This is a genomic window from Butyrivibrio sp. NATIVEDY162, from assembly GCF_045999815.1.
Classification (GTDB): Bacteria; Bacillota; Clostridia; order Lachnospirales; family Lachnospiraceae; genus Butyrivibrio.
Genome location: NZ_CP172573.1, coordinates 2,199,910 through 2,225,638, shown reverse-complemented (window position 1 = coordinate 2,225,638; position 25,729 = coordinate 2,199,910). Strand labels below are relative to the sequence as shown.

Genomic DNA, 25,729 nt, shown 5'->3' with positions numbered 1-25,729 from the left:
CAAACTGTGGTATAATAGGCGTCGATGTTATTAATTGGCAGTGAGTCGGATTCCGACAGCTGACCATTATAGGAGGAAAAGATTATGAAAAAAAAGACTATTGCAACATTATTGGCTTTCGGTCTTGCATTTAGCATGATCGGATGCGGAGCAAAGACTGAGACTGCAGAACCTGCAGCAGAGGCAGTTGAAGAGACTGCAGAAGAGAGCGCAGAGACAGCAGAAGAGACTGCTGATGCAGCTGAAGAAGACACAACTGCAGAAGAGACTGCTGATGCAGCTGAAGAAGACACAACAGCAGAAGAAACTGCTGACGCAGCTGAAGAAGACGCTACAGCAGAAGAAACTGATGAAGAAACAGAAAATGCAGACACAGAAGATGCTGCTGATGCAGCTACAGGCGAAGTAATGAGCCATGATGATTATATTGCTGCTGATGTTGATTCAGAGGTTACTATTGAGACTTACGTACAGGCTATGCAGGGCTGGTGGGAGAATGAAGGCGTTGGTAATGCTACATTCTACACACAGGATGAGGATGGTGCTTACTTCCTTTACAACATGCCTTGTTCAAAGGAAGAATACGACAAGCTTACAAAGGGAACAAAGATTAAGGTTACAGGTTATAAGTCAGAATGGGAAGGCGAAGTTGAGATCACAGATGCTAAGTTTGAAATCGAAGACGGAAGCTTTGAGGCTGAGCCTTTAGATGTAACAGCTTTACTTGCTGATGATTCACTTATCGACCACCAGAATGAATACGTATCATTTAAGGATATGGTAGTTGAGCCTTCTAAGGATGCAGATGGAAATGAAGTAGCTTTCCTTTACAACTATGATGGATCAGGTTCACAGGGTGATGACCTTTACTTCAATGTATCTGCAGATGGCAAGACATACACATTTACAGTAGAATCATATCTTTGCGACAAAGATTCTGATGTATACAAGGCAGTTGAAGCTCTTAATGTTGGCGATACTGTAGATATGGAAGGCTTCTTATACTGGTATCAGGGCGTTAATCCCCACATCACAAGTGTAACAGTTAAATAATTTTGTCCAAGTGAAAATCTCTTTTTCTTTGAGAGAACCATCTTTTTGGACTAATGAATGAAAAGGATGAATGAGCTGAAAGGCGAATTCATCCTTTTTTTGAGGATATGATCATATAATACGAGAAAATTTATGAGAATAATAATATCGAGAAAACTTACGAGAAAAAATATCGAGAAAATTTACGAGAATAATATGGAGAAAACTTACGAGAAAAAATTTCGGGAAAACTTACGAGGAATCTTCTCCAAAATACCTATATATAAAATCAAAAAATATTTAACATTAATCATATCCATGGTATAATAAACAAGTGCAAGCTACTACATATTGTGGTTTGCAGGGGCGAGAGTTGTATGAATGTTTGAATCCTATTTCTGATACGATGAAGATGATATCAGAAGCAGGGTGGTTTTGTTGGGGGAGTCATGGATTACGATTATTTGTCTTCAATTGTTTCAAACTATAGCAACTTAACATCACTGAGCACGCTTGGGGGAAGTGTGCTTGGTGGAAACTCATTAAGTACACTGAGCGATATTTCAGCACTAAACGGAGGTGCACTAAACGGAAATGCACTCAAGGGAAGCTCCTTAGACGGTAATGCTGCACTTAATGGAGTATCGGAACTGCTCAATTCAGATAGCGTGCTGGATTCAATAGATGGCACAAATTCACTGATAGGAGCTAATACATTCTCTGCCATTTTGGAAGCAGCAATGAAGTCAGCTGCAGGAACGATTACAAACAATGCCAATACAGAAGATGCTGATATTTCAACGAATATTAGTAAACAGGTTGAGGATAAGCTGGTAGGAATTGCCGGAGCAGGAACAGACTCAGCCCTTGAAGGCGAAGCCAGAAGCAATATGATTCTTCAGAATTATCTGTATACGGCAATGATGAAGGATTCACTTGAGAACTCTCTGACTGAAAAAGCAGACTTTACATCAGGCCTGTTCTCAGACCTTGCTGTAGGTGGTGAGGATGAAGACGGTTCATCTACACTCAGCGCTCTTAATGATAATACACTTGGTGCCATAGGTAACTATTCAGCATACAAGACGCTCCTTGATAAAACAGATTTAGGAGAGATTGCTGATGATGTGATTTCTTCATATGGTGGACAAGGATCTCTTCTTAGAGATATGCTGACCAGCCTTACCAGCGAGCTAAAGAATACTTCAACTTCTGAAGAAACTCAGGCACACAATAGAAATTATGACTCACATCTAAGGCTTCGATCCGCTGCATATCGTCGGGCGTAAGTGAAATGTGCTCAAGGTGCAGATTTCTTTGGATATGATCAGGGTTTGACGATTTTACTATGAAAACATGTCCCATCTGCTCATGCCAACGCAATATAATTTGCGGCACGGTTGTATGGTGCGACGTAGCAATATCAAGAAGAACCTCATTATGTAATAATAGAGCATTTCCGTTTCCAAGCGGATACCATGCTTCAAGCTGAATGTTTTCCGCATTCAGCTTTTTTTGTATATGACGCTGGTGAAGAAACGGGTGACATTCTATCTGATCCACACAGGGCTTTATATTTGCCATACTGCAGAGCTCGTCGATAGCTTTTTCCGTATAAAAATTACATACACCGATACCCCTGGCGAGACCTTCATCTACAGCCTTTTCAAGGTATTTCCAAGCGTTTTTCCATCCCTTAACAATAGGTGTGGTAATTAAAAGAAGGTCAACGTAATCCGTTCTAAGCTTCTTCAACGTGCGCTCAAGTGATTTTTGTGGAAGACTTTTTTTATAAAAAGAAGGATGGATTTTGGCAGTAATAAAAAGTTCAGCTCTCTCCACTGGTGACTCTGAAATAGCAAGGCCAATACTTTCCTCATTCAGGTACAGAGGCGAAGTATCGATTAGCCTGATCCCGGATTCCAGGGAATAGAGAACAACCTGTTCACAGATGTCAGGATCAGCAAGATTCCTAGTGCCAATTCCCTGAAGGGGCATTTCTATTTGGTTGTTTAGAAGAATAGTTTGCATAGTGTAACCTCTTTGATGAAAAAAGCAGGCGAAAAGCACAACTACAAAAAAGTCATAAAACTTCCAACAATTTTTCTCTGTCAACGGAAGCTATATATTTTCCAACAAGTTTGTACTTCTCAGACATCTCAGCAGGAATGGTGTAATCTGATAACATATTGTAAATTGCTGCTGCATTATCGTAGTCGAAAGCCTCCATCAGCTCGCGGATATTGTCAAAAGCGGAGGCGAGTTCATCGGATGCAATAAGAGGAAGGTTCCTGTCAGGAATAGCATCTGCCTGCTCTAATCCAAAAGCTTTCATACAATCATCAAGCATATGCAACAGAGTTACTGTGTTACTTCGTATTTCGCTACCTATACTATCACGCGAATCTGCAGAACCGGCATATTCTTCGTTCTTATCATTTGAATCAAGTTTTGAATCAAGCCATTTATTGCCAAGCATTTCGAGGGCTTCAGCCTGCTCTGACAGAGCTTCTGCGCCAATTATCCTTGCGGAGCTTTTAAGAGAATGAACCTGAATAGTGAAGTTCTTGATATCGCCAGCGGATTCATACTCCTTTATCATCTTGTATTTGTCTGACAGGTTCGACTTGAAATCTTCTATAACTTCAAGCGCAAGCTCTTCATCACCGCAGTTTCGGATAGCAACATCGATGTCTATGCCCTTAAATTCCTTAAGCTTACGCATGGCAGGAGAATTCCCACCCGAACTAGCATCCCGGATAGAGTTACCGGAATCCTCTTCCAAGCCAGCATCCTGCATAGAACTACCCGAAATTCCCTCAAAGCCAGCATCCTGCATAGAGTTGCCTGAATTACCATCCAAGCCTGCATCCCTCTTAGCATTATCGGAATCCCCTGCCAAAGCAACCTTCTCTGCGGGCAGATACTGGATCAGCATATTTTCAAGTCTCGCAGGGTCTATTGGCTTAGAGATATAATCGGCAAAGCCTGCGTCCAGATAGTATTCGCGGGCTCCTGCGACAGCATTTGCGGTAAGAGCAATGCAGATTGTGTCATTGTTGAGATTATCAGGAAGCTCCTTCATGGCAGCAAGGGTTTCAATCCCATCCATCTCCGGCATTCTGTGATCCAGGAAAATGAGATCATATTTTTCATCGGTGACAAGCCTGAGTGCTTCTTTTCCGCTCTGAGCAGTTTTTATCTGCACCAATGTCTTCTTCAAGAGACCCTTTATTACGGTCAGATTCATACTGGTATCATCGACAACAAGAATTCTGGCAGAAGGTGCTGTAAAGGACTCATGATATGCTTTTCTGGTGCTTACAGTCTCCTTGTAGCGCTTTTCAAAATCACCGATGGGCTCAGGATCACAGACCTTTTGTAATACGGTAAATGAAAAATCGGAGCCCTCTCCATAAACACTTTTTACAACAAGTCTGGTATCCATGAGTGCAAGCAGCTTTTTAACGATGCTCATGCCAAGGCCGGTCCCCTCGATAGAACGATTGCGGATTTCTTCAATACGCTCAAAAGGAGAATACAGTTTCTGGATATCCTCTTCCTTAATACCGATTCCGGTATCAACTACCCTGACAGTAAGGGCGATGGAGGAATCAGCCATCTCTTTATATGAAAACTCCAGCGTAACACTTCCTTTTTCGGTATACTTTACGGCGTTGGTAAGGATGTTTGTTGCGCACTGCTTTATCCTGATCTCATCACCATATAGGAGATCAGGTATATCTTCATCAACAACCACCTTTAGCTCAAGGCCTTTATCGCTTGCGCGGCGTGAGATCATGTTAACAAGATCATTGATTACAGAGCTAAGATTGTACTGAACCGGAAGGATTTCCATTTTGCCTGCTTCTATCTTGGAAAAATCCAGAATGTCATTAACCAGCGAAAGCAAGGTGTTTCCGGCACTTTGGATAGTATTTGCATACTCTATTGTCTGCTGCTCGTCGCTTTCTCTTAAAATCATCTCGTTCATTCCGAGCACAGCATTTATAGGAGTTCGTATCTCGTGAGACATATTTGATAAAAATGACGACTTTGCTTCGCTGGCTGCCTCAGCAACCCGCAAATCCTCTTTTAAACGCTGCTCCTCCTGAATGCGCTCGATGTAGCCTGTAACCTCATTTAAAGTGATCATCATCGCGTAGTAAAGCTCTGTGATTTCATCGTGAGTATTTATGGGAGAAGCCTTCACAGTCTGGAGATATTCCGTGCGATTTTCATCAGTAGTGTCGGTGAACTTGAGCATATAAGAAGCTAGCTGCCCTATTGGAGTTCCAATCATTGTCTTGGAATAATAATTGATGGTGGAGGCGATGGGTACTGCGATACTTAGCTCCATAAACATTAGCTTTACGGTGAATGCCAGACCATAATTATTATATCTGAAAATCATGTCATCACTAAGTCTCTGGGCGTGCTGAAGACCATCGTTCATCATATGGCGCAGATCGGGAAACAGAATATTTATGAAAACTATTGAAAAAGAACCAAGAAGAAGGGCTTCGATGATTATTATCGAAGTGATTTTTATACTTAACTTGGTTTTCTTCAGAGAGTTCTGGAAAAGCAGGTTTTCAACATACTCTCTTGTGTACATATATCCCAGAGGGAAAATGCGCTTAACAAAGTCGGGGGCATGATTGAAAAACAAATAGAAGAAAATGCAGCTCAAAATACATGAGTGCATAGGTGTCGAGGCGTGATTAAAAAACTTGTCAAAGCTACCGGAAGTGAAGTCATAGGCGAGAATCATATCATGATTAAAAAACTCAAAAAACAGACTTACAAGGTAACTGATAACAAAGGCTAATACTGTCTTTATTTTTGACCTGAACCACCTGTACTGGGAGAACATCGAATACAAAAAAAGAAGTGCCATGTAAGCAGTTAACAGGTAGGTGTTATCTCCATCTACAAAAATTGCCGTGATAAAAAGAATAAGGTAGGCATTAAGCGCAAGATAATAACCATATAGCGCGGCAATGGCTATAAAAGGGATATAAGAAAAGTTAAACATAAGACCATAATGGTGCAGAATCAGAAAGCCCGGTGAAAAATATACATAAAACATCAGGCCGATCAAAGAAAACAAGATCAGTACATAAAGTGTTCTTATCAGAAATTTGCTTTTCATAAATCTATCAGGCATCTAAGCACCTCACAGTAAAATCTTACAGAATAATCTTAGCAAAAGCAGTTTTTACAATTCAATTATGCAAATATGTAATTTCGTTAATTTTTTATAAAAATCCTGGAAGGTATCTCGAATAGTCAAATTGTGGTAGAATTACCAAAGATTTATTTACGCGAAAGTATGAGACTGACGGAGATTCGTTCATGTCCATCCGGTATTCGCAGGGAATTTAGCTAAGAAAAATGCACAGACGCAAGGTGACAACGGTAGAAAATGGGATTTTGTAAAGGACATCCTCTGATTATTAACGGAAGGATTTTTACACAGAAAATAACCGGCGTTCAGCGCTATGGAATTGAGATTGTCAGGCAGATTGACAGGCTTGTTGAACCGGGAGAAGTGATACTTGCCATTCCGCAGAGAGCTTTAACTTGTGACGTGGAGTTTTCAAACATCGAGACAGTAGTTGTGGGAAAACGAAGAGGTAACCTGTGGACTCAGACAGACCTGCCGCTGTTTGCATACAGGCAAAAAGGGACAATCCTTAGTCTTGCCGGAATTGCGCCGATATTAAAGCCTGACTTTGTCACAGCTCATGATATATCATTTATCCGCTATCCCCGGTCTTACAAAAAAATGTTCCGGTGGATGTACAGAATCGGATATCGCCTTACCCTTCAGAGAGCAAGGCGGATTATTACGGTTTCAGAGTTTAGCAGAAACGAGCTGATGGACTATTACAGACTTAAGGAAGACAGATTTATAATTGCTGGTAATGCAGCAGACCACCTGTTAAGGTATGAAAAGGATAGAAATCTTGATGCAGAGAAATCAGTTTTAAATGCATTTAACATACATAAGGACGAAAAATACTACCTCACGGTTGGAAGCTCAAACATCCACAAGAATCAGGACTTTATAATGAAACTTGCAGCCCGCTATCCTGATAGGAAATTTGTCATAGCTGGTGGCAGTAGCGCAGGTTCTTTTAATAATAAAAAAGATGCGCATTGTGTAAGCAAGAAGAATGCTGTAATGGCAACAAATAGCCGGACAAACCTGATTTTCACAGGCTATGTTACAGATAATGAACTTAGTAATTTATATAAAAATGCCTATGCCTTCATTTTCCCATCGTTATATGAAGGATTTGGTATACCACCATTAGAGGCTATCTACATGGGAGTAAGGCACATTGCACTTGCTGACATCCCGGCTCTTAAAGAGATATATCCTGTAGGATGCTATTTTTTTGATCCGGGAGATGTTTCTAAATTCGATATGGAAGCCCTCGATTATAATGGGGATGGCGATGTAGAAGCCCACGATGGTAAGGGTTCTGGAGATATAGAATCTTCCGATGGTAAGGGCTCTGGCGACATAAAACCTCCGGATGGTAAAGTTTCTGGCGAAATAAAAGTCTACGGTGATAAGGTTTCTGGTAATATAGATTCTCTCGAAGATAAGGGCTCTGACGATAAACAAACCCTCGATGAAAAAGGCGAGAGGAAAATGAATAATCCAGATGTAAATAGTCTGAGTAAGAATGAGAGAGAGAATAAATACTTAGATACAACAAAGAAAGATTACTACTTAAACAAGTACACCTGGGAAAAATCAGCAAGTGCAATCATTGACAGCATCAGATGAATGATGTACATGAGCTTATAACATGTCAACATATAGGGGAACAAAATATAAATGAGAGTTGCAATCGTACATGACTGGTTGCCCTTCATGGGCGGCGCAGAGAATGTGATCATAAATATGCATGAAGTTTTTCCTGAGGCTCCGATCTATACATCCATGTGCAACAGGATGAACATGCGTGGAGCGCTTCGTGATGCAGACATACGCACAACCTTCCTTCAAAAGACAGATAAGAAAATGCTAAACCACAGGAGGCTTTTTCCGTATATGCCCACCGCCATGGAGAGCATAGACCTAAGGGGTTACGATGTGGTAATAAGCAGCAGCACCAGCGTTGGGAAAAGCGTTATCACAGGACCTGATACCCTGCATATCTGCTACTGCAATACTCCCATGAGATATGCCTGGGAGCAGAGGCACAACTATATAGGGCCTCTTGTTGGTAAGGGCGGCTTTAAAAACAGAATGATCTCATATTTCATGACCTTCATGCGAGTGTGGGATTATGCCACCTCAGCTCGCGTCGATGTATTTGTGGGTAACTCAGTAAATGTGGCAAAACGTATTCGCAAGTATTATAGAAGGGATGCTTATGTAATACACTGTCCTGTAAGAACGGCTATGTTCCACACGACGAAGGAAGATGGTGGATTTTTTCTATGTGTATCAAGGCTTCAGGAATATAAAGGCATCGAGCTTGCAGTGAAGGTGTGCTCAGACAATAACCTCCCTCTGTACGTTATAGGAACAGGCCCCATGAAGGAGAAGCTTGAAGCTATGGCGGGGCCTACTGTGAAATTTCTGGGATTTGTGGACGATGATGAGCTAAAGGACTATTATGCAAGGTGCAAGGCACTCATTTTCCCCGGAGTCGAGGATTTTGGGATAACACCACTTGAAGCTCAGGCCAGCGGAAGGCCGGTCATAGCCCTTGGAAAGGGAGGAATTCTTGAAACTGTTATCGAAAACGAAACCGGTGTCTTTTTTGATGAGCCGACACCTAATTCCCTATTGGAGGCCATCCGCAGATTTGAGAGCATGACCTTTGATAAGGAAAAAATAAGAGCACATGCTCTGGAATTTGATGAAAGTGTTTTCAAGGACAGATTAAAAAGGTTTGTCGAAGAACAATATCGGATTTTCAAGGAAAAGCAGATGGAAGGGATTACCGTATATAAATAGAATTTTTTAGAAACAGGCAAGAGAACATAGATGGATTCAACCATAGACAGATTAAAAGAGCTTTATTACTACCGCGAAATGATTTTCACGCAGGTACACCGAAACCTCAGGGGAAGATACAAGGGATCTGCCCTTGGTTTTTTGTGGACATTTTTAAATCCGCTGTTTCAGCTGATTGTATACACCATTCTCTTTTCAGTGATACTTCGAAGTCCTGAAGAGCAGTACTCTCTGTTCTTGTTTGTGACACTGATTCCCTGGATATTCTTTGGCACATGCATGAGTGAAGGGTGCGGATGCCTTAGGGACGCGGAGGATATGATAAAGAAGGTTTATTTTCCCCGGGAAGTAATACCAATATCATATGTTGTAAGCCAGTTTATCAACATGCTGCTGTGTTTCATTATAGTATTTGTGGCACTTTTCATAGCAGGAAGACTAGATAAACCTGCAGTTTTAATATATCTTCCACTTATCATGCTGATCGAGCTTAGCCTTGCGCTTGGTCTTGTGTTCGTGTTCAGCGCCTGGACGGTATATCTTAGGGATGTAAAATATATGCTTTCTATCATAACAATGGCCTGGCAGTTTATGACACCTGTAATGTATTCTGTGGACATGATACCTGATAATCTTCGCGGGATTTTCTACTTGAACCCCATGACATCGGTAATTGTAGCTTACAGAGATATCCTGTACTATCAGCGTGCTCCCAGGATCGGGACACTTTCACTTGCGTGCTTTATGGGCATCTTCTTTCTTACTGTTGGATGGCACTTATTCAACAAGCTGAAGAGAAAATTTGCAGAATACCTGTAAGCATGTGTAGGATGTTTCGAGAGCAGACACATAACATCGACTGAAGATGTCTTTATGGGTGATGGAAGATGAAATGCCTTATGCTGGTGGAATTACCTTTGGGGCAGATAGCTGAAATGCCTTATGCCGGGGAAATGTCTTTTGAGTTGATAGATGAAATGCCTTATGCTGGTGGAAATGTCTTATGCCGGTGTAAAATTCCTTTGGCTGATAGATGAAAGTGTAGCAGGAGTAATGATGCAGGACGAATATTCCATTGAAGTAGATAATATAAAAAAGAGTTTTAAAGTCTTTTATGACAGAGGCTTTACACTAAAGGAGGCGTCACTTTTCAAGAAGAGGCGAAGCTATGAGATGCGCTCGGTGATTGACGGTCTTAGCTTCAAGGTGAAGAAGGGCGAAGCTGTAGCGCTGATCGGGCACAACGGCTGCGGAAAAAGTACAACTCTCAAAATGCTTACTCGCATTCTATACCCCGATTCAGGACAAATAAAAATGCGAGGCAGAGTTTCAAGCCTCTTAGAGCTTGGGGCAGGCTTTCATTCTGATATGACGGGCCGCGAGAATATTTTTATAAACGCAGCTATATTCGGGCTGACTCACAAAGAAATCAAGGCAAGAATGGACGACATAATTGAGTTTTCCGAGCTTGGTGACTATATCGATAATCCTGTTAGAACCTACTCATCAGGAATGTATATGAGACTTGCCTTTGCGGTTGCCATTAACGTTGACGCTGACATACTCCTAATAGATGAGATACTAGTTGTGGGGGATGCTGCTTTTCAGGAAAAATGCTTTGACAAGCTTGAGGAAATCATAGGGCGTGGAACTACAATTGTTCTGGTATCACATGACTGGGAGCAGATAGAGAGAGTCTGCAACAGATGCATTTGGATCTGTGACGGCAAAGCAAAGGCTGAGGGCAAACCCTCCGAGATCAGACCTGAATATATGAGCTACCTGAAATCGAGAAGGGATAATCCTGATAATAGTTCGCAGCAGGGATGAGCAGCAGGAGTGAGGTGTTTTCTACAATAGTTCGCAGCAGGGATGAGTAGAGCGAAGGAGGTATTTTCTACAATAGTTCGCAGCAGGGATGAGTGGAGCGAAGGAGGTATTTTCTACAACAGTTCGCAGCAGGGATGAGTGGTGTGAAGGAGGTATTTTCTACAATAGTTCGCAGCAGGGATGAGCAGCACGAGAGAGGCATTTTCTACAATAGTTCGCAGCAGGGATGAATGGTGTGAGGAAGGCATTTTCCGCGAGCTGGATTGTAAGTATAGAAAATTTGATGCGGGTGCTTACATAAATTCATCCTTTATGACAGAAATAACCAAATTGGATGAACTGATTTTGCACTTTGTTCATCCTGATATGATAGAACTCAACAAAAGGATGAAAGGTGTATTGTCATAATTCATCCATATCTGAGTATTAGACTAAAATGGTTGAATAAAATAATAATCTACAAAAAAAGTTAGGCGGCAAATTCATCCTTTTAGGGAAATCTAAGACTTTCGGATGAAAAGACATAAAAAGCAATTCATCCAAAAGAAAAGAAATAGTCAGGAAGGATGAAAAGGCATCAGAACTCATTCATCCAAAAGAGAAGAACCGGTCAGATAAGATGAAAAACCATGGATGGGCAACAAAAGTCATTAAAAACAATTCATCCAAAACAGAAGAAACAGCCAGACAGGATGAAAAAGCTTGAACGGACAACAACAGGCAACAAAAGACAGCAAAAAGCAATTTATCCAAAAGAGAAGACCTGGTCAGCCAGGATGAAAAACCATGAACAGGCAATAAAAAACAATTCATCCAAAAGAGAAGAACCAGTCAGATAAGATGAAAAACCATGGACGGGCAACAAAAGTCATTAAAAACAATTCATCCAAAACAGAAGAACCAGACAGACAGGATGAAAAAGCTTGAACGGACAGCAACAGGCAACAAAAGACAGCAAAAAGCAATTCATCCAAAACAGAAGAAACAATCAGACAAGGACGAAAACGCTATAAATGGGGAAAAGAATTAGTTTAAGCAAAAAAGAAAAGAATATTCTTGTATTGGTTGTAATACTGCATACCATGCTGCTGTATGTCATATCATCATATAGCAAAGCTATGGAAACCTACGCAGATGAGCTGATTTACTACGATATGGCAAAAAGTATCTTTGAGGGAACAGGTTTGCAGCTGCACGGGGTAAGGCTCCCGTTTTCTAAGCTTGGTTATAGCTTTGTACTCCTGCCAACATTCCTGATAAATGATGTGACTGCAAGAGTTAAAGTCATAATGCTCATTAACTCTATTTTGATGTCGGCACCAATACCTATCACATATCTAATTTGCCGTGAACTAAATGTAAAACGAAGCTACCTTCTTACGGCAGTTTTGCTGATAGCAATTTGGCCGGACGTAGTAATTTCGGGGACATTTATGTCGGAAAATTTGTTTTTTCCATTATGCTGCTTGTGCTTTTATTTTGTACTGCTCTCATATAAGTATAAAAAAATCAGCTATGTGATAGCAGCAATAATACTATCAATATTGGCTTATTTTACAAAAGAAATCGGAATATGTGTTTTACTAAGTTATGTTGCTGCTGAAATTATTTTTTCTATAAAAAAAAGAGACTTATCAATAAAAACACAAAAGAAAAAAATACCTGCAAAAACTGTACTGCAAAATAGAAATATAGCGATTTTCATCATATCTGCGTGCGTTATTCTGATAGTCATCTTCTTTGGTGTTTTCTCCAACACCTACATAGAAAGCGGTGCGCTGGATTTTTCATACCTTACAGATTACAAGATGATACTTTATCTGCTTTATGCGCTACTATATTACCTGGTTGCAGTGATGCTGTCATTTTATGTCCTTCCGGTTTTGATGCCGTTGCTTAATCATAAAAAGCTATCAAAGGAAGCTGCCAAATTCTTGCTATATACAGTACTTCTCTACCTTTGTTCAATTCTTGTAATAGTGATGACGATTACTGTCAAAGAGGATTATGGTAAACTGATTCCTGCGGTTCATCTAAGGTATCTGTCACAATTGGCACTGCCATTTATTTGTATATTCTTTGCAGGATTGTCTAATGATGATAAACTTGAGAATAGGGATTTGAAGGTATTTGTGCCATTGATGCTTATGGCAGGGCTCATATTTAAAGGCGTTTACAGCACTTGTACCACAGGTAATGTGGCGCTGCTGTACATCTATCCCTTAAGGAAAATTGTACCTGATACGAAACTGGCGGCTGCAAAAGTTATGGGGCTGGCAGCTGCAGAAGTTACGGAACCGGCAGTTGCTGAACTGAACACTATCGGGATGCTACTTAAGAATGTGAAGATCATTTATAACAGCGGAGCTGTAACGGCTGCTATATTCCTGATTATGCTACTGCTTTTTTATCATCTCTATAATAAGAATAAAAGCCATGCCATTAGATTATTTACAATATTTGCATCGCTTTTATCAGCTATAAACATAGCTATGGGACTAAGAAATGTACATGCCACATACCATGTTGAAGGCGACCTTATAGCAGAGATGACAGAGATTGATGAGTATTTTAAAGAAAATCACCTTGAGAACTCAAATGTTGCCTTTGTAACTGACAGCCAGTTTTCAAAGGAAGCCAAGGTCTATGACTTGTACTTCAGGTCTGCGGATAAGGAATACATGATAAAAAGAGAGGACCTGGAACGAGCTCTGGATGGCGAGCAGATAACAGAGCCGGTATGGGGAACAACATATACACCGGAGAAGATTGATTATATTATTTTACCGGGAAATATCCAAGAGAGTAATGAGGAAAGCCTGAACATCCCCGCAGCATTTTGCTATGAAAAAATATCAGGCAACAACTATGTGGTATATAAGAATACTGACTGAAGCAAAAACAAAAGCATATAAAAGTACTAACTGATGCAAAATGCTCAAAGTGGATAAGAACGCAAACTGAAGCAAAAGCCAAAAGAGTATAAAAGCACTAACTGATGCAAAAGCAAAAAGAGTATAAGAACACTATATAATATCATAGGCTCATAATCATGAGCTATGCTAAAACAAATAGAAACATTTTTATATCCTGCACGACAGGACGGGAGGAATAATTCACATAAATGGGAACAACTAAGAAAAAGTCCGATGTACTCATAATCATCCCTGCCTACAATGAGGCGGATAATATAGAGAACATCGTGGATGAGATCACAACCGGATATCCGCAGTATGATTATGTGGTAGTCAACGACGGATCATCTGATAAAACAGCCAAAATTCTGAAAAAGAGAGGCTACAATCACATAAACTGCCCGATTAATCTTGGCATAGGCGGAGCCATTCAGACCGGTTACAGATATGCTAAGGAGAAGGAATACAAGATAGCAGTTCAGATTGATGGAGATGGACAGCATGATCCTGCTTATATAGAAAAAGTCGTTGCTCCGATATTGGCTGACGAGGCTGATTATGTCATAGGCTCCAGATTTGTAGGAGATGAGACAGAAGGCTTTAAGAGCTCCACCACAAGGCGCATTGGAATAAGATTTTTAAGCGGACTTATAGCAATCCTTTGCCTTAGGAAAATAAAGGACGTGACCAGCGGTTTCCGTGCGGTCAACAAATTTTTTATTGATGTGTTTGCAGATAACTATCCAATCGACTATCCTGAGCCGGAAGCAATTATGGACGCTGTCATGCGCAGAAAGAGGATATTGGAACTTCCTGTAGTTATGAGGGAGCGCGAAACCGGCAAGAGTTCAATCAATTTAAAAAGGTCTGTATATTACATGATAAAGGTTTCACTGGACATCATAGTCTGCAGAATCAGCTATGGAATCAGAAGATAATTCCATGCAGGATCAGCTATGGAATCAGAAGATAATTCCATGCAGGATCAGCTATGGAATCAGAAGATAATTTCATGCAGAATCAGCTATGGAATTAGAAGGTAACTCTGTGCAGGATCAGAAGATAATCTTATACAGATAAATACGCAGAAGAGACCATAATACATGACTTCTTGCGGACAAAAGAGAAAAATGTCCGCAAGAATCTGGCTTTGCTAGATACGGTTTCTGTTTTTTTGAAGAAAAACAAAAATCTATAGATTTGTGGAGAAAAAAACATATGACAAGAATAATTCCTATAAGGCTTACCATAGTCCTTATATTTGCTATAATTTCATACTTTACCATCATTCTGGTACTGCTAAAGCACAGAATGCTCAACATGAAATACACACTCCTGTGGCTCCTCACAGGTGTGGTTATGTTGATACTTGTGCTAAATCCTGAGATTCTCATATGGGCTATAGGACTCGTTGGCATGACAAGCGCCATGAACGGCCTGTTCGTATCGTTTATTGCATTTTTGATCCTACTTGTACTCTCGCTCACCAGCATCGCATCCAGACAGGCGGGGCGCATCACCAAACTCATCCAGACACAGGGGCTTCTGGAAAAAAGAGTGAGGGAGCTTGAAGACAGGCTAGAGGAGATGAATGACACGGAAGATAGTGAGTAGGTTCCGGAAAGGAAGTTCTGATAGGGTGATATAATAGTGAAAAACAAGAAGTTCAAATGAAGGAGGACGCACTATGGATAACAAGGCTATGTACAAACTGTCGTATGGATTATTTGTTCTGACTGCAAAAGTGGGTGATAAGGAAAACGGCTGCATCACAAACACTGCCATTCAGGTAGCTTCTGAGCCAAATCAGATATCATTTGCCGTTAACAAGGCCAATTATACTCATGATATGGTCATGCAGACGAAAAAATGCAACATATCGGTTATCAGCGAGGCGGCTGACTTTGAGCTTTTTAAGCACTTCGGCTTCCAGTCGGGAAGAGATGTTAATAAATTTGAGAACTTTACTGACTGTAAATATGCAGAAAATGGCATTCCTTACATAACCCAAGGGACCAATGCCTATTTCTCGATTGATGTGCAGCAGACCGTAGACCTTGGATCACATACACTTTTCATAGGTGTGCCTACAGCAATGGAAGTCCTTGATACTACTGCGTCTGCAACCTATAGCTACTATCAGGACAACATTAAACCCAAGCCTGAGGCAGTTGGCACAACCCCTAAGGGCGAGACCATCTGGCGCTGCAAAATCTGCGGCTACGAGTGGGTAGGCGAGGAACTTCCGGATGATTTCATCTGCCCTGTCTGCAAACATCCTAAGGCTGATTTTGAGAAGATTGTGAGATAATGAAAAAAAAATCCTATGGCTTGCCCCGTACGCACCTTATTCCAAGGTGCGTCATGCGGGCGGCAAGAATATGAATTGCAAAAAGCTCTTTGAATTCTAACAGTAATAGGTGGAGAATTATTATGTCAATTTATTTAAATCCCTCAATACAGGCATTTGAAGAAGCAGTTAATTCTGATATCTATGTTGATAAAACTGAAATGATACTGGATATTAACAATGTAATAGGGACCAGGCAGAAATATATAAGCGTATCTCGTCCTAGAAGATTTGGTAAAACTATGGCCGCAGACATGCTTTGTGCTTATTATGGAAAAAATAAGGAAGCAGAAAGTCTTTTTGAGCAAAGAAAAATTGCTAAGAAGAGTCCTGATGAGTGGGATAAGTATTTAGGAAAATATGATGTAATAAGACTTTTAATGACTGATTTTATTAAACTGGACAGAGAAGTTCCTGAATCTATCGGAATTCTGATGAACAGAATTCTGGGCGAGCTATCAGAGATGTATCCGGATGTAAAATATGATGATAAAGATCTGTTCTATAGCCTTGAAAAGTTTTATGTAAAATCAAAAACACAATTTGTGATTGTGATAGATGAGTGGGATGCTGTTTTTCGTATACGAAAAGATGATGTTGAAGGCCAAAAGGTTTATTTAGATTTCCTTAGAGATTTATTGAAGGACAGAGTTTATCTTGCTCTTGCCTATATGACAGGCATTTTGCCCATAAAAAAATATGGTGAACATTCTGCGCTCAATATGTTTGATGAGTATTCTATGATTTCACCGATGGCACTTGCAAAATATACGGGATTTACAACCCGGGAAGTTGAAGAGCTTTGTGAAAAGTACAATATGGACAAGAAGTCCGTTAAAGAATGGTATGACGGATATATTGTTTCGGAAAACATACCGCTTGATAAAAGGGAACTCTTCAGGCAGGGAAAATATGATGAACATTTAATACAAATCTTTGGACCATTATCCGTAGTTAAGGCTATGCGTAGTGGAGTTATAGGCAATTATTGGAATAATACTGAGACCTATGAGGCTTTGGCTGACTATATCCGGATGGATTATGATGGCTTAAGGGAAGCAATTACACTGCTCATGGATGGAAATAGGCTAAAAGTCAATTTTTCAAAGTACCAAAATGATATGACGACTTTTCAGAGTAAAGATGATATTTTGACGCTGCTTATTCATCTTGGATATTTGAGTTATGATGCGGAATCTGAAGAGACGTTCATTCCGAATAAAGAAATTATGGAGGTGTTTAAGGATTCTACCAGCGATGAAACATGGGTGGATTCATTTGTGGCACTAAAGAAATCAAAGGAGTTATTAGAGGCGACGTGGAACTGCGATGAAAATAAGGTTGCTGAGTTAGTAGAACTGTCGCACGATAGGGCAGACAAAAAGACCTATAATAATGAGGCTGCGCTAAGCTATGCAATAATGCATGCATATTATGCGGCACAGGCTTGCTATACTGAAATCAGAGAACTTGATACGGGAAAAGGATATGCAGATATAGTATTTGTCCCTGCTCCAAAATATAGTAATAAGCCGCTTATCATTATTGAATTAAAGAATGGGAAGAGTCCGGAAGATGCAATGCAACAGATTATCGACAGAGATTATGCCGGTCGCTTTGCTCACTATAAAGGAAATATAATTGCCTTGGGAATAAATTATGACGGCAGTTTAAAAAGTACAGATAAGAATTATAAAAAGCATTCTTGTGTGATAAGAAAATTTTAATCTTACAGATGATAGCTTCTGCTATGTGACACCCCACTAGATAATTACTCCAATATATGATAGATTATATCCGTAGGTCAAAGCACTGTTTGATAGGGGAAAGTCAAACAGTGCTTTGTGATGTTCAAAAAATACATAGGAGATAAACAATTATGAAGGGAATAATCCTTGCCGGAGGTTCCGGAACAAGACTGTATCCATTAACAAGAGCGATTTCAAAGCAGATTATGCCGGTTTATGACAAACCCATGATTTACTACCCTTTATCAACACTTATGCTTGCTGGTATAAGAGAAGTACTTATTATTTCAACTCCAAGAGACCTTCCTATTTTTGAAGACCTCTTCGGAACAGGCGAGCAGCTTGGAATGTCATTCTCATATGCAATACAGGAGCAGCCAAGGGGACTTGCTGATGCATTTATAATCGGTGAGAAATTCATTGGAAGCGACTCTGTGGCACTTGTACTTGGAGATAACATCTTCTATGGTCAGAGTTTTAGTAAGCTTCTTAAGGATGTTGCATCAAGAGAAAAGGGCGCAACAATATTCGGATATTATGTCCGTGATCCCAGAGAATACGGCGTTGTTGAGTTTGATGAAAACGGAAAGGCTCTTTCAATTGAGGAAAAGCCCGAGCATCCCAAGAGTAACTATGCTGTGCCGGGACTTTATTTCTATGATAATGATGTAATAGAGATTGCTAAAAACGTAAAGCCATCCGCAAGAGGAGAAATCGAGATAACAAGTGTAAATAACGAGTATTTGCGTCGTGGAACACTTCGCGTTGAAACCATGGGACGAGGCTTTGCATGGCTTGATACAGGAAATCACGATTCGCTCCTTGATGCAGCTGACTTTGTTTGTGCTTTCCAGAAAAGGCAGGGACTATATGTTTCATGTATAGAGGAGATTGCCTACAAGAGAGGATTTATTGATAAGGAACAACTCCTTAAATTGGCAGAACCACTTATGAAGACCGATTATGGCAAATATTTGCAAGAGATTGCAAACGGACTTTAAATAAGTACAAAGAACCCTATGAAAGGAAAAAATATGAGAACTTATCTTGTTACAGGCGGTGCCGGATTTATCGGTTCCAACTACATTCATTACATGTTTAAAAAGTATGATAACGAAATTCGTATTATAAATGTTGATGCACTTACATACGCAGGCAACCTTGAGAATCTCAAGGATGTTGAGGGCAGAGATAACTATACATTTGTAAAGGCTAATATCTGCGACAGAGACGCCATCAACAAGATTTTTGAAGAGAATGACATTGACCGTGTTGTCCACTTTGCAGCTGAGAGCCATGTAGACAGATCTATCGTTAATCCTGAGATCTTTGTTGAGACAAACGTACTCGGAACAGCTACAATGCTTAACGCAGCTAAGAAAGCCTGGGAGCTTTCCGATGGTTCATTTAAGGAAGGAAAGAAGTTCCTTCACGTAAGTACAGATGAGGTTTACGGCTCACTTCCTGAGGATCCTGATGCATATTTCTATGAAACAACACCTTATGATCCTCACAGCCCTTACTCAGCTAGCAAGGCAAGCTCAGATATGCTCGTTAAGGCTTACATGGATACTTACAAGTTCCCTGCAAATATCACAAACTGCTCAAACAACTACGGACCTTACCAGTTCCCTGAAAAGCTTATTCCTCTCATGATCCACAACGCTCTTGAAGGAAAGGCACTTCCGGTTTACGGTGATGGTAAGAACGTTCGTGACTGGCTCTATGTTGAGGATCACGCTAAGGCAATCGACATGGTTCAGGAAAAGGGCAGACTTTTTGAGACTTACAATATCGGCGGTCACAATGAGAAGCAGAACATCGAGATAGTTGAGACAATAATAGATGTTTTGAGAGAATCTCTTGATGATTCAGATCCCAGAAAGGCTAAGGTTACAAGAGACCTTATCACTTATGTAGAGGACAGAAAGGGTCATGACCGTCGCTATGCTATCGCTCCTGATAAGATCAAGAAGGAGATTGGATGGGAGCCTGAGACCATGTTCAAGGAAGGCATAAGAAAGACAATCAAGTGGTTCTTTGCACATGAAGACTGGATGGAGCATGTAACCAGCGGAGACTATGAGAAATACTACGAAAAGATGTATAGTGGAAAACTAAGCTAAAATGTGATAAATTGTCATATATATGAAAGGCTCTGTTTGATGTTATGTATCAGACAGAGCCTGAAATATTTGAAGAGATGAAGTACCTAGAAGATGAGGATTTGTTAAAATGAAGAAAATATTGGTAACAGGCTGCAATGGACAGTTGGGAAGAGCAATTCAGCAGATTTATAAAGACTCAGTGGAATTTATACTCACAGATGTGGTGCAAGATGAGAAAATAACACCGCTCAATATTATCGATTTAGATGAAGTTCTCAATTTTATAAAGGAAAGAAAGCCGGATGTAATCATTAACTGTGCAGCGGCTACTAATGTCGATGGCTGTGAAAAGGACTGGGATTTTGCATATAAGCTCAATGCACTAGGACCAAGAAATCTTGCAATTGCTGCAACTGAAATTGGAGCTAAACTTGTGCATGTTTCTACAGATTATGTATTTCCTGGAAATGCAGATAAGCCTATAAATGAGTTTGAGACACCTGCGCCTATTTCGGCGTATGGTAAAACAAAATTGGCCGGTGAAAAATTTGTAGAACAATTTGCGGACAGATACTTTATAGTAAGAACGGCATGGCTTTATGGAGATGGAAAAAACTTTGTGAAAACGATGCTATCATTATCTGAGACACACAAAGAGGTCAGTGTAGTATGTGACCAGTTAGGGTCACCAACATCAGCAATGGAACTTGCAAGAATGATAAAATATCTTGAACCAACAGATAATTATGGAATATTCCATGGTACATGTGAGGGAGATACTAACTGGGCAGATTTCACAGAGGAAATATTCCGTATAAAAGGTGTGAACAGTAAGGTTAATCACGTAACAAGTGAAGACTATAAAAAAATGAACCCTGCATCAGCGGACAGACCGCATTATTCTATACTTGATAACTATATGCTTAGACTTACAACAGACTACAAGATGGCAGACTGGCATGATGCACTTAATGAATATCTGGGACATTAACTGACATGATAGCAATTTTAATGTGCACCTATAATGGTGAAAAATATATACAAGAACAAATAGATTCAATTCTGAGCCAGACATGCAAAGACTATATCCTCTACATATCGGATGATGGATCGACTGACACAACTGTTGAGATTACTAAGAAATATGCAGAAACTTATCCGGACAAGGTAAAGCTAATTCACTTAAACCAGCTACATAATGGAGCTTGTATGCACTTCTTAAAAGCTATGCAGGAACCGATAATAATGGAGGCTGATTATGTTATGTTCTCAGATCAGGACGATATATGGCATCCGGACAAGGTAGAAGTAACACTTAAAGCAATGCAGGATTTGGAACAAGAAAAGTACGATGCCGGCAATGGGGTTAAAACAGATATACCTCTTCTTGTTCACTGTGACGCCAGATTGATGGATAATAATAAAACAATATATTCACCATCATTTACAGAATATGCTAATCTTAATCAATCTAAGGCTACATTCTCTCATCTTTTAGTACAGAATACTGTTACCGGTGCAGCTATGATGATGAACAAGGCATTAACGCAAAAACTCACACGGATACCTGAGAAATCTATGATGCATGATCATTGGATCGCACTTGTGGCAGCAACTTTTGGAGAAATCAAGTTTATAGATAAACAGCTTTATGACTATAGACAACATATTGAGAACGTTCTTGGAGCTAATAAGGGAGGCCTGTATGAAGAAGTAATAGGCTTTTGGGGCGGAAGAGCAGAGAAAAAGAGGAAACGTAAAGAAGTCAGGGAACAAGTAAGACAAAACTACGCAAATATGATATATCAAGCACAGGAGCTTAACAGAATATATGGTGATGCTCTGCCAAAGGATAAGCAGAACATATTACACAGCTTTATATCAATTCCTCAGAAGAATGCTATAGCAAGAGTATATACAATTCTTAGACATAACATTACTTGCGATAATTGGTATAGAGTAATAGGACAGTGCTCATTTTTCTTACAAAGCAGAATAATTAAGGAATAAGAAAGAATACAAACGATATATGTACTTGTTTATATCTTTGATAAACTGTTGCTATAAAAAGTGGATATTTGAAATAATCAATTAATTGAGAGTATGAATGAATTAATCTGCCATGAGTGAAAATTTGGAAAACATAAAAAAAGAAAACCTAATGCTTCAGGATAGAATTACACAACTGCAAGCCGAGCTTGATGAGATGAATCATGGATGTGAAAACATTCATGAGCAGCACATAAATCAGATGAATGAGATCTACAATTCTCTTAGCTGGAGGTTAACAGCGCCTATCAGATCTTTAGCAAGCTTGTTTATTAAAAAGCAAGGAGATTCTATAAGCTATTATCCGGTGAAGGATATAAAGCTACTTATAAAGAAACATGGAACAGGGAGTTTTCCAAAAAATGAGGAAAGAAGCAGGCAGTTATTTGAAAGTCAAAAATTTGAAAATAAACCCAAATTCAGTATATTGGTTCCTCTCTATAACACTCCTAAGAAGTATCTTAGGGATATGATCGAGTCGGTTCTTGCACAGACCTATCCTTATTGGGAATTGTGCCTGGCTGATGCGTCGGATGAAGAACATTCTTATGTTGAACGGATAGTACAGCGGTACTTAGAAAAAGAAGCAACAGAACGTATCAAATATAGGAAATTGAAAGAAAATAAAGGCATATCATGTAATACAAACGAATGTGTTAGAATGGCGACTGGAAATTATCTTTGTCCATTTGATCATGATGATTATTTACATCCAAGTGTACTATATTATTATGCCTTTGAGATAAACAAATCTGAGGCAGACTTTTTATATTGTGATGAGATAACTTTTATTGGGGATCACATCAACAACTTATTAACGCTTCATTGTAAGCCGGACTTTGCTCCAGAGACGCTTAGATCCAATAATTATATATGCCATCTAAGCGCATTTAAGCGAACACTCATTTCTGAAAGTGACATATATAATCCAGAATATGATGGAAGTCAGGACTATGATCTAATATTGCGTATCACAGAAAATGCAAAAAAAATTGTTCATGTGCCTCGTGTACTCTATTATTGGAGAAGCCATGCTCAGTCTACAGCAGGTAATATTGGTGCAAAAAGATATGCAGTTGATGCAGGTAAAATGGCAATTGATGCAGCAATATTAAGGGAAAATGCTGAAAAAGGAAAGGCGAGCAGCATCTACGTACGCGATACAATCTATCGTATCAAATATGAATTGGCACAACCGTACAGTGTGAAAATAATTTTACTAAGAAGCAGTAACGAAAATATAACGACTAAAGAAGAGATAATAAAGCAAAATACAGCATATAACCACTTTGAAATAGTGAGCGTTTTACAAGATAAAATTGAAGAAGAAATATGTAATACTTCTTCAAAGAGTTTTATAGTACTGATGGAAGAAGATATCATTATAAAGAACAAAAGCTGGTTACTTGAATATCTAATGGCGGCTCAAAGGACCGAAATTGGAGCCGTGGGTGGTAAACTAGTTACTGAAAACGAGAAAATATATTCTGCAGGAATTGCGTTAATTTCAAATAAAGAAAAACCATATATACATCTGTTTGCAAATAAAGAAGCAAATGCCGTTGGATATATGGCAAGACTTCAGTATATGCAGAATGTTACTGGTGTTTCTGCAAAAAGTATGATAGTACGTGCAGATAAATTGAAACAGTGTCAAATTGACAAATGTATTAAAAATTTGGATGTAATGGGGCTGGATATATGCCTTCAGCTTAATGCGCTTGGTTATAGGAATGTGTTTACCCCCTTTGCAGAAATGGAAGTTAGCAGTAAAAACAGAGATTTACCTGATAATGATATTATGAATTCATTTAGTATAAAATGGGAAAACAAGATAAAAAATGGAGACAGTTATTTGTCTGGAACACTTGTAGATCATGATGTGTTTGAGGTGAGTTAATTCTATGGAATTGCTGTTCAAACTGACAGCGGTGATGATGAAAATTGATTATGATTGACATTTTGTAGTTTTTACAAAATGTTTATTTGAAAAATCTTAAGTACCAGGAGGATAAATAAATGGGTCAAATTAAGGTTGAGACATGTGAAATTGAAGGGTTAAAAGTTCTAACTCCGCAAGTATTCGGTGATAGTAGAGGGTACTTTATGGAAACATATTCAAAAAGGGACTTTATGAATGCTGGAATTGATATGGAATTCGTTCAGGACAATCAGTCTGCATCTAAAAGAGGTGTATTGAGAGGACTTCATTTTCAGAAGAAATTTCCACAGGATAAACTTGTACGTGTAATAAATGGTGAAGTATTTGATGTGGCCGTCGATCTCAGGTCCGGATCAAAGACTTTTGGTAAATGGTTTGGCGTGACTCTTTCTTCGGAGAATAAAAAACAATTTTTCATTCCAAAAGGATTTGCGCATGGTTTTTTAGTATTATCGGATTATGCGGAGTTTGCATATAAATGTACGGATTTTTATCATCCAGATGATGAAGGTGGTATAATTTGGAATGATTTGGATATAGGTGTGGAGTGGCCTTATCAGGACGGAGTGGAACTAATTATGTCAGACAAAGATCAAAAATGGGGTGGAATAAAAGACTTTGTGGAATCAAGTTTTTGAGAATGTAGACCGATGGGGTTCGAAATAAATATGTTTCTAAAAATGTAGGAGGATGTTTTTGGAAAGAGAGAATAATTATGATCTATTGCGACTACTTTCAACATTAGCTGTAATATTGCTACATGTAAATGCGCAGTATTATATGCAAAGGTCAAATTATCCCAAATTAGAAGTTGTGTATATAGTCGAGAGTTCATTGAATATTATTACTAGATTTTGTGTGCCATGTTTCGCGATGATTTCTGGAGCATTTTTATTAAATGGGAGTAGATTATTAGATATTTTAGGTTTTTATAAACAATCATTTAGAAAACTATGCATTCCTACAATTATTTATAGCATAGTTCTTTTGGTTCGTGACATAAGAATTCAATTCATTTCAGGCGGAAATTTAGTAATACCATTTGATGGTTTGCTGCGAGGTGCGTTCTATAATTATTGGTACATGTATATGTTGATTGGGCTCTATTTGATTGCTCCATTAATACAAATCATTAAAAATAATACTTCAAAAAAAGCATTTAGTATAATGACAATCATTATGTTGGTATGGGCGTGCATATCACAATATTATTCTTCATACAGATCTGCGTATTCAATGGGGATAGTGTTTGCATATTGTTCATATTTTATGCTAGGAAACATATTATATGAAAGGGCACATTCGCTTATTCCCTTAAAAGGAGTGAAACTGCGTTGGAGTGCAATAAGAAGCTTATTTATAATTCTGTTTATATATATAGTAGTATTTTATATAAGATATCGTGGATTTAGATATTATGAGTTTGATGCCTATAGTAATTTTTTTTCACCATTAATTATGGTTTACTCTGTTGTTGTATTTTGGTTCTTTTCAAGAATTTCCATCAACATTAAAATAGATTTTTTGTCTAGATATTCATTTTTAGTCTATCTTAGTCATACGATAGTCTATATTGAATTATTTCAATGGCTAAAAGAGTGTTTACCTCATAATGAAATATTATCTATTATAGTTGTTACTGTATTGACTATTGTTGTGTCATTTATAGTAGCTATTTCTTTTTACAAATTGATAAATAGATTATATGCACGTAAAAGATAAAGTTATTATAAGTAATTTAGTAACAATTAGAGTAATGATAAATTAG

23 protein-coding genes are annotated in these 25,729 nt (G+C 39.0%); 21 read left to right on the top strand and 2 right to left on the bottom strand.

Going from position 1 to position 25,729, the window contains the following annotated elements:
• Positions 1-84: 84 nt before the first annotated feature.
• Complete coding sequence (locus ACHCNF_RS09665; protein ID WP_408069597.1) at positions 85-1,053, top strand: hypothetical protein; 969 nt, start codon at positions 85-87, stop codon at positions 1,051-1,053.
• Positions 1,054-1,481: 428 nt separating this feature from the next.
• A complete protein-coding gene (locus ACHCNF_RS09660) occupies positions 1,482-2,321 on the top strand; it encodes a hypothetical protein (RefSeq protein ID WP_408069596.1) in 840 nt (279 codons plus the stop codon).
• Here the strand turns inward: ACHCNF_RS09660 and ACHCNF_RS09655 are convergent.
• Positions 2,215-3,063, bottom strand: a complete 849-nt coding sequence (locus tag ACHCNF_RS09655) for an aldo/keto reductase family protein (RefSeq protein WP_408069595.1) — start codon at positions 3,061-3,063, stop codon at positions 2,215-2,217. The two genes, ACHCNF_RS09660 and ACHCNF_RS09655, sit on opposite strands and share 107 nt — an antisense overlap.
• A 52-nt stretch (positions 3,064-3,115) precedes the next feature.
• Complete coding sequence (locus ACHCNF_RS09650) at positions 3,116-6,202, bottom strand: response regulator (RefSeq protein WP_408069594.1); 3,087 nt, start codon at positions 6,200-6,202, stop codon at positions 3,116-3,118.
• Positions 6,203-6,460: 258 nt separating this feature from the next.
• Here ACHCNF_RS09650 and ACHCNF_RS09645 point away from each other — a divergent pair, with 258 nt between their 5' ends.
• The 19 genes from ACHCNF_RS09645 to ACHCNF_RS09555 all read left to right on the top strand — a co-directional run bounded on the left by ACHCNF_RS09645 (position 6,461) and on the right by ACHCNF_RS09555 (position 25,683).
• On the top strand, positions 6,461-7,837 hold the full coding sequence (locus ACHCNF_RS09645) for a glycosyltransferase family 4 protein (RefSeq protein ID WP_408069593.1): 1,377 nt from the start codon (positions 6,461-6,463) through the stop codon (positions 7,835-7,837).
• A gap of 51 nt (positions 7,838-7,888) precedes the next feature.
• Positions 7,889-9,019, top strand: a complete 1,131-nt coding sequence (locus ACHCNF_RS09640) for a glycosyltransferase (protein ID WP_408069592.1) — start codon at positions 7,889-7,891, stop codon at positions 9,017-9,019.
• Between the two features lie 30 nt (positions 9,020-9,049).
• Positions 9,050-9,838, top strand: coding sequence for an ABC transporter permease (locus ACHCNF_RS09635; protein WP_408069591.1), 789 nt, complete (start codon positions 9,050-9,052; stop codon positions 9,836-9,838).
• A gap of 153 nt (positions 9,839-9,991) precedes the next feature.
• Positions 9,992-10,849, top strand: a complete 858-nt coding sequence (locus ACHCNF_RS09630) for an ABC transporter ATP-binding protein (protein WP_408069590.1) — start codon at positions 9,992-9,994, stop codon at positions 10,847-10,849.
• Positions 10,850-11,029: 180 nt separating this feature from the next.
• Complete coding sequence (locus tag ACHCNF_RS09625; protein ID WP_408069589.1) at positions 11,030-11,257, top strand: hypothetical protein; 228 nt, start codon at positions 11,030-11,032, stop codon at positions 11,255-11,257.
• A 221-nt stretch (positions 11,258-11,478) separates the two neighbouring features.
• The gene (locus ACHCNF_RS09620) at positions 11,479-11,688 is read left to right on the top strand and encodes a hypothetical protein (protein WP_408069588.1); all 210 of its coding nucleotides are present in this window, start codon (positions 11,479-11,481) and stop codon (positions 11,686-11,688) included.
• Positions 11,689-11,699: 11 nt separating this feature from the next.
• Entirely contained in the window at positions 11,700-11,879 is a 180-nt protein-coding gene (locus ACHCNF_RS09615) for a hypothetical protein (protein ID WP_408069587.1), read from the top strand.
• Positions 11,863-13,743: a hypothetical protein gene (locus tag ACHCNF_RS09610; protein WP_408069586.1), complete on the top strand. Its 1,881-nt coding sequence runs from the start codon at positions 11,863-11,865 to the stop codon at positions 13,741-13,743. The genes ACHCNF_RS09615 and ACHCNF_RS09610 overlap by 17 nt, the downstream gene beginning before the upstream one ends.
• A gap of 230 nt (positions 13,744-13,973) precedes the next feature.
• The gene (locus ACHCNF_RS09605) at positions 13,974-14,702 is read left to right on the top strand and encodes a glycosyltransferase family 2 protein (RefSeq protein ID WP_408069585.1); all 729 of its coding nucleotides are present in this window, start codon (positions 13,974-13,976) and stop codon (positions 14,700-14,702) included.
• A 280-nt stretch (positions 14,703-14,982) separates the two neighbouring features.
• The gene (locus ACHCNF_RS09600) at positions 14,983-15,378 is read left to right on the top strand and encodes a DUF2304 domain-containing protein (RefSeq protein WP_408069584.1); all 396 of its coding nucleotides are present in this window, start codon (positions 14,983-14,985) and stop codon (positions 15,376-15,378) included.
• A gap of 73 nt (positions 15,379-15,451) precedes the next feature.
• On the top strand, positions 15,452-16,075 hold the full coding sequence (locus ACHCNF_RS09595; protein WP_408069583.1) for a flavin reductase: 624 nt from the start codon (positions 15,452-15,454) through the stop codon (positions 16,073-16,075).
• A 122-nt stretch (positions 16,076-16,197) separates the two neighbouring features.
• Positions 16,198-17,841, top strand: a complete 1,644-nt coding sequence (locus ACHCNF_RS09590) for an AAA family ATPase (RefSeq protein WP_408069582.1) — start codon at positions 16,198-16,200, stop codon at positions 17,839-17,841.
• Positions 17,842-17,993: 152 nt separating this feature from the next.
• Positions 17,994-18,863: a glucose-1-phosphate thymidylyltransferase RfbA gene (gene rfbA, locus ACHCNF_RS09585; RefSeq protein WP_408069581.1), complete on the top strand. Its 870-nt coding sequence runs from the start codon at positions 17,994-17,996 to the stop codon at positions 18,861-18,863.
• A gap of 33 nt (positions 18,864-18,896) precedes the next feature.
• Positions 18,897-19,988, top strand: a complete 1,092-nt coding sequence (rfbB, locus tag ACHCNF_RS09580; protein ID WP_408069580.1) for a dTDP-glucose 4,6-dehydratase — start codon at positions 18,897-18,899, stop codon at positions 19,986-19,988.
• A 109-nt stretch (positions 19,989-20,097) separates the two neighbouring features.
• The gene (rfbD, locus tag ACHCNF_RS09575; RefSeq protein ID WP_408069579.1) at positions 20,098-20,961 is read left to right on the top strand and encodes a dTDP-4-dehydrorhamnose reductase; all 864 of its coding nucleotides are present in this window, start codon (positions 20,098-20,100) and stop codon (positions 20,959-20,961) included.
• 5 nt (positions 20,962-20,966) lie between these two features.
• A complete protein-coding gene (locus tag ACHCNF_RS09570) occupies positions 20,967-21,980 on the top strand; it encodes a glycosyltransferase family 2 protein (protein ID WP_408069578.1) in 1,014 nt (337 codons plus the stop codon).
• 112 nt (positions 21,981-22,092) lie between these two features.
• The gene (locus ACHCNF_RS09565; RefSeq protein ID WP_408069577.1) at positions 22,093-23,919 is read left to right on the top strand and encodes a glycosyltransferase family 2 protein; all 1,827 of its coding nucleotides are present in this window, start codon (positions 22,093-22,095) and stop codon (positions 23,917-23,919) included.
• Between the two features lie 119 nt (positions 23,920-24,038).
• Entirely contained in the window at positions 24,039-24,599 is a 561-nt protein-coding gene (rfbC, locus tag ACHCNF_RS09560; protein WP_408069576.1) for a dTDP-4-dehydrorhamnose 3,5-epimerase, read from the top strand.
• A 58-nt stretch (positions 24,600-24,657) separates the two neighbouring features.
• Positions 24,658-25,683, top strand: coding sequence for an acyltransferase (locus ACHCNF_RS09555; RefSeq protein WP_408069575.1), 1,026 nt, complete (start codon positions 24,658-24,660; stop codon positions 25,681-25,683).
• Positions 25,684-25,729 lie beyond the last annotated feature (46 nt).